Here is a 5,933-nt window from a genome sequence, read left to right on the forward strand (position 1 = left end):
TAGGGAATAGGGAATAGGGAATAGGGAGATTGTCCCGACCCTGTTCCCTGCATCCATTCCCGCCTTTACTTATCATCCATCTCCCGCGATAATCCGCACATCATGCAGGAGAGAGCGGCTTTATGCCGCCGCCGAAGGCGCAAGCGCACCCGCAATCGCTCAGGCAAAAGGACTGCATCATACGGGCCCGAATACCGGACTGGCCCACCGACTCTGGAGAGCGGTGCCCGATGCGGCACCCACCGAAGGGGCTAACGCAACACAGCCATGCTGCGCTTGCGGAAAATCTCAGGTGACCGGACAGAGGGGTGTAGATAGTTGATATCACCCCTATGCAAGGACCACCATGACGGCTGCCCAACGTACCCCGCTATATCAAGAACACCTCGCCGCCGGCGCCAAGATGGTCGATTTTGCCGGCTGGGACATGCCCATCCATTACGGCTCGCAGCTGAAAGAGCATGAAATCGTGCGTAGCGACGCCGGCATGTTCGATGTGTCGCATATGACCGTGATCGACATCACCGGCACCGATGCCAAGCGCTGGCTGCAGCACCTGATCGCCAATGATGTGGCCAAACTGGGTTTTGTCGGCAAGGCGCTGTACGCCGGCATGCTCAATGAGCAGGGTGGCGTGGTGGATGACCTGATCGTCTATCTGGCGGCCGATGGCTACCGCATGGTGGTCAATGCCGGCACCACCGCCAAGGATCTGGCGTGGATGGACGCGCATCTGGCCGGTTTCGATGTCAGCCTGTCGCCGCGCCGCGATCTGGCCATGCTGGCGGTGCAAGGCCCGAATGCTATCGCCAAGGTGTGTGCCGTCAAGCCGGATTGGGCCGAGTCCATCCGTGCGCTGCAGGTATTCCAGGGCCTGCCTTTTGGCGAATGGTTTGTCGCCCGCACCGGTTACACCGGCGAGGACGGGCTGGAAATCATGATCCCTGCCGCCGAAGCCGCCGAATTCTTTCGTCAATTGCAACAGGCTGGTGTGGCGCCTATCGGCCTTGGCGCGCGCGATACCCTGCGTCTGGAAGCCGGCATGAATCTGTACGGCCACGATATGGACGATAGCGTCAGCCCGCTGGAAGCCGGCATGGGCTGGACGCTGGCGATGAAAGACGAGCGCGAGTTTATCGGTCGCAGCGCCTTGCTGGCACAAAAAGCGGCCGGTGTCGCCATGCGTCAGGTCGGCCTGGTGCTGGAAGGGCGCGGCGTGCTGCGTGAAGGACAGAAAGTCGTGGTCGAGGGTGTGGGTGAAGGCATCATCACCAGCGGCACTTTCTCGCCTACGCTCAAGCACTCTATCGCCATCGCCCGCGTGCCGGCCGCTATTGGCGACAGCGCCCATGTCGATCTGCGCGGCACGCTGACCGCGGTGCGTGTGGTCAAGATGCCGTTCGTACGTAACGGCAAGAAGGTATTCGAGTAAGGGAGAATAGGGAATAGGGCGTGGAGAATAGGAAGTCGCAATAGAGACGCCCCATTCACTCGCTACTTCCCGCTCACGACTCCCCATTGGCCCCATTCGACCCCATCAACACAGGAGCCCCAACCATGAGCCACATCCCGTCCGAACTGAAATATGTCTCCAGCCACGAATGGCTGCGCCTTGAAGCCGATGGCTCCATCACCGTCGGTATTACCGAACACGCACAGGAACTCTTGGGTGATGTGGTGTTTGTCGAGTTGCCTAAAGTCGGCGCCCATCTGGCTGCCGACGAGCAGGCCGGGGTGGTCGAGTCGGTGAAAGCCGCCTCCGATGTCTACAGCCCGATTGCCGGTGAAGTGCTGGCGGTGAATGAAGAAGTGGAAAGTTCGCCCGAGTTGGCCAACTCCGCCCCGTACGGCGAGGGCTGGTTCTTCCGCATCCAGCCGGCCAATGCCGCCGATCTGGATGGCCTGATGGATGCCGCCGCTTACGCCGCCGAAATCGGCGCCTGATAGTTACACCCCTGTCTGATCACAGACAGGGGTTTTTTTTGCCGTTGATCCCGCCATCCCGCCGGCCAAAAACAGGAATCACCATGTCGCTACAGCAACTTTTTAATCACGACGAATTCATCGGCCGCCATATCGGGCCGGATGCCCTTGAGCGCGCCGCCATGTGTGCCGAGCTTGGCGTGGCCGATCTCGAAACCCTGATCGATCAGACCGTGCCGGCGGCCATCCGCTTTAAACGCAAGCTTGATCTGCCCGATGCGGTGACCGAGGCCGAGGCGCTGGCCAAGCTGTCTGCCATTGCGGCCAAGAACATCATCAACAAATCGTTTATCGGTCTGGGTTACCACCCGACCCGCCTGCCCAATGTGATCCTGCGCAATGTGCTGGAAAACCCGGGCTGGTATACCGCCTATACCCCGTATCAGGCCGAGATCGCGCAAGGCCGTCTGGAGGCACTGCTGAATTACCAGCAGATGGTGATCGACCTGACCGGTCTGGAGATGGCCAACGCTTCGATGCTGGATGAGGCAACCGCCGCAGCCGAAGCGATGACGCTGGCGCGCCGCGTGTCCAAGTCCAAATCCAATGCCTTTTTTATCGACAGCCGCGTGCTGCCGCAGACGCTGGATGTGATCCGCACCCGCGCCAAGTATTTCGGCTATGAGCTGGTGCTGGGCCATCCCGAAGAAGCCGGCAATGCCGACTATTTCGGCGCGCTGTTCCAGCTGCCCGGCGCCGGTGGCGATGTGATCGACCTGACGCCGTCCATCGCCGCCGCCAAGGCGCGCGGCGCGGTGGCGATTATTGCGGCCGACATCATGGCCATGGTGCTGATCAAGTCGCCGGCCGAGATGGGCGCCGACGTGGCGGTGGGCAATACCCAGCGCTTCGGCGTGCCTATGGGCTTCGGCGGCCCGCATGCCGCCTATTTTGCCTTCCGCGAAGACATGAAGCGTGCCGCGCCCGGGCGCATCATCGGCGTGTCGGTCGATGCCAAGGGCAAGACCGCGCTACGCATGGCGCTGCAGACCCGTGAGCAACATATCCGCCGCGAAAAGGCCAACTCCAATATCTGCACGTCGCAAGTATTGCTGGCCAACCTCGCCGGCATGTATGCCGTCTACCACGGCCCCGAGGGCGTGCGCCGCATCGCGACGCGCATCCACCGTCTGGCCGCAATTTTTGCCCATGCAGTTAAAGCGGCAGGCTGCGCGCTGGTGTATGACCGCTTCTACGACACGGTAGAGGTGAAGCTGGGCGACAAGGCCGCCGGCGTGTACGCCGCAGCACTGGCTGCCGGCTACAACCTGCGCCGCGTTGGCGACAGCGTGCTGGCAGTGGCTTTTCACGAGCAGGCCAGCGAAGGCGATCTTGCCTTCCTGATCGAACTCTTTAGCGGCAAGGCGGCCGATATTGCCGCGCTGGATGCGGCGGCGCCGGATGCGATTCCGGCCGCGCTCAAGCGCGAATCGGCCATCCTCTCCCATCCGGTGTTCAACCAGTACCACACCGAGCACGGCATGCTGCGCTACCTCAAGCGTCTGGAAAACCGTGATCTGGCGCTCAATCACTCGATGATTTCCTTGGGCTCGTGCACCATGAAGCTCAATGCGGTGGCCGAGATGCTGCCGGTGACCTGGCCTGCCTTTGCCGAGCTGCACCCGTTCTGCCCGGCCGATCAGGCGGTGGGTTATCACGAAATGATTGCCGGCCTGGCCGACCAGCTCAAGGCCATTACCGGCTTTGACGCGATCTCGATGCAGCCCAACTCCGGTGCCTCGGGCGAATACGCCGGCCTGCTCGCCATCCTGCGCTATCACGAATCGCGTGGCGACAGCGCGCGCACCATCTGCCTGATTCCGCAGTCGGCGCACGGCACCAATCCGGCCACTGCCCAGATGCTGGGCATGCAGGTGGTGGTGGTGAAGTGCGACGAGTCCGGCAACGTCGATGTGGCCGATCTTAAGGCCAAGGCCGAGATGCATGCCGAGCGCCTGGGTGCGCTGATGATCACCTATCCGTCTACCCATGGCGTGTTCGAAGAATCCATCGCCGACATCTGTGCGCTGATGCATGGCTACGGGGCGCAGGTGTATATGGATGGTGCCAATATGAACGCGCAGGTGGGGCTGACCCGTCCGGCCGATATCGGTGCCGACGTGCTGCATATGAATCTGCACAAGACCTTCTGCATTCCGCATGGCGGCGGCGGCCCGGGTATGGGGCCGATCGGCATGAAGTCGCATCTGGCGCCGTTCATGGCCAATCATGTGGTGAGCGCCGTGCCGGGGGCGCAAGCAGGTCAGGGCGCGGTGTCGGCGGCACCGTTCGGTTCTGCTTCCATCCTGCCGATCTCGTGGATGTATATCACCATGATGGGCGCCGAGGGCATGCGCCAGGCAACCGGCCACGCACTGCTCAATGCCAACTATGTGGCGGCCAAACTCGCGCCGCACTATCCGGTGCTGTATAGCGGCAAGCAGGGCCGCGTCGCGCACGAGTGCATCATCGATTTGCGTCCGCTCAAGGCGGCCTCCGGCATTACCGAGGTCGATATCGCCAAGCGCCTGATGGACTACGGCTTCCACGCCCCGACCATGAGCTTCCCGGTGGCCGGCACGCTGATGATCGAACCGACCGAGAGCGAGAACAAGGCCGAGCTCGACCGCTTTATCGCGGCCATGCTGTCTATTCGTGCCGAAGTGCAGGCCGTCGAGGACGGCGTCTGGCCGGCGGACAATAATCCGCTGGTCAATGCGCCGCACGGCAAGGCCGACATCGCTGCCGACTGGGATAAGCCCTACAGCCGCGAGCAGGGCCTGTTCCCCTTGCCTTATGTGCTGGACAACAAGTTCTGGCCGGCAGTGAACCGTATCGACGATGTGTATGGCGACCGTAATCTGGTGTGCAGTTGCCCGGCGACGGCCGACTATCTGTAGTTCTGTCAGAGTAAAAGAAAGCGCCCGCGAGCTAAGGCTTGCGGGCTTTTTTATGTCGGCGTAAGCTGTTGTCGTCAAAAGGCAACAGCCGGCGTGGCGCCAGCAATATTAGATAGGGCGTTTCCCCTTTTGTAATCGGCTAGAGTCAAGCCGCTGCTTGTAGTCTGGTTTTTATTAAGCTGATGTTTTTAAATGATTATTTTTATTTCCGGCTGGGGTTTTAGGCTGGGTGTTAGCGGTGCAGTCGCGACATGCGAGCGAGTGCGCTGTATATCAAGTTACCCGTTTTGAATTTTACTGATATGATCCGCGGCATAAGCAAGCAGAACAAAGTGAGAAAATAATGAGTCCGACACGCAGAACCCAACAAAGCCGCCGCGAAGGCACCATTGGCAAGCTGGTGGCGTCCGCCATCGATTGCATCAACGAGCTGGGCTATCAGGGCGCCAGCGTGCAGATTATCTGCCAGCGTGCCGAGCTGTCGCAGGGGGCGCTGTTCCGCCACTTCGCGACCAAGAACGAGCTGATGCAGCTGGTGTACAACAGCACCATCGATCTCTTGTTCGACCGTGCCACCGTCGATCTGGCGGCGCTGCCACCCGAGGCTTCGGATGAGGACAAGATGGTGTGCCTGATGCGCTCGCTGGTAGCCGATGTGCACTATGTGGTGCTGATGGAGCTGATGATGGCCGCGCGCACCCAGCCCGAGCTGTCGGGGCTGCTCACCCGCGACGGCTTGCGCCAGCGCGACCGCTTTATTGCCGTATTGGGCACCTATTTCCCGCGCTATGCCGGCAATAGCGAATTCGTCGCCATGGCGCTGACCATGATGACCACCTATCACGGCATGTCGCTGTACCGCAGCATGAGCCGCGAAGTCGAGCCATCGCCGCTACGCGAGCAGTGGCTGCAGAGCATCATGCGTCAGGAGCTGTCGCGTCTGGCCAAGAAGGGCGCCGATACCGCCAGCCCGGTGTACGATCTGGCGGCACTGCCGCAAGCGTGATTGTTTAACGGCGGGAATGGGGACTCGGGATCGGGGACTCGGGG

At 61.3% G+C, this 5,933-nt stretch carries 4 protein-coding genes and 2 riboswitches; all 4 genes read left to right on the plus strand.

Translation table 11 applies throughout. The annotated features are described in order from the left end of the window. Positions 1-95: 95 nt before the first annotated feature. Positions 96-185, plus strand: a riboswitch (glycine riboswitch). A gap of 18 nt (positions 186-203) precedes the next feature. After that, positions 204-314: riboswitch (glycine riboswitch) on the plus strand. A gap of 32 nt (positions 315-346) precedes the next feature. Then, entirely contained in the window at positions 347-1,432 is a 1,086-nt protein-coding gene (gene gcvT / locus ACRC1E_RS03655) for a glycine cleavage system aminomethyltransferase GcvT (protein ID WP_438513753.1), read from the plus strand. 125 nt (positions 1,433-1,557) lie between these two features. Further along, positions 1,558-1,944 (plus strand): glycine cleavage system protein GcvH, encoded by a 387-nt coding sequence (gene gcvH, locus ACRC1E_RS03660; RefSeq protein WP_438513754.1) that lies wholly within the window; start codon positions 1,558-1,560, stop codon positions 1,942-1,944. Positions 1,945-2,027: 83 nt separating this feature from the next. Next, a complete protein-coding gene (gcvP, locus tag ACRC1E_RS03665) occupies positions 2,028-4,883 on the plus strand; it encodes an aminomethyl-transferring glycine dehydrogenase (RefSeq protein WP_438513755.1) in 2,856 nt (951 codons plus the stop codon). A gap of 343 nt (positions 4,884-5,226) precedes the next feature. After that, complete coding sequence (locus ACRC1E_RS03670; protein WP_438513756.1) at positions 5,227-5,889, plus strand: TetR/AcrR family transcriptional regulator; 663 nt, start codon at positions 5,227-5,229, stop codon at positions 5,887-5,889. Positions 5,890-5,933 lie beyond the last annotated feature (44 nt).

Origin of the sequence: Craterilacuibacter sp., from assembly GCF_051659485.1 — a bacterium.
Lineage (GTDB): Bacteria > Pseudomonadota > Gammaproteobacteria > Burkholderiales > Chromobacteriaceae > Craterilacuibacter.

Bases quoted from the DNA above. Each gene is read 5' to 3' on its own strand.
- gcvT (WP_438513753.1), top strand. From the start codon at position 347: ATGACGGCTGCCCAACGTACCCCGCTATATCAAGAACACCTCGCCGCC.
- gcvH (WP_438513754.1), top strand. From the start codon at position 1,558: ATGAGCCACATCCCGTCCGAACTGAAATATGTCTCCAGCCACGAATGG.
- gcvP (WP_438513755.1), top strand. From the start codon at position 2,028: ATGTCGCTACAGCAACTTTTTAATCACGACGAATTCATCGGCCGCCAT.
- ACRC1E_RS03670 (WP_438513756.1), top strand. From the start codon at position 5,227: ATGAGTCCGACACGCAGAACCCAACAAAGCCGCCGCGAAGGCACCATT.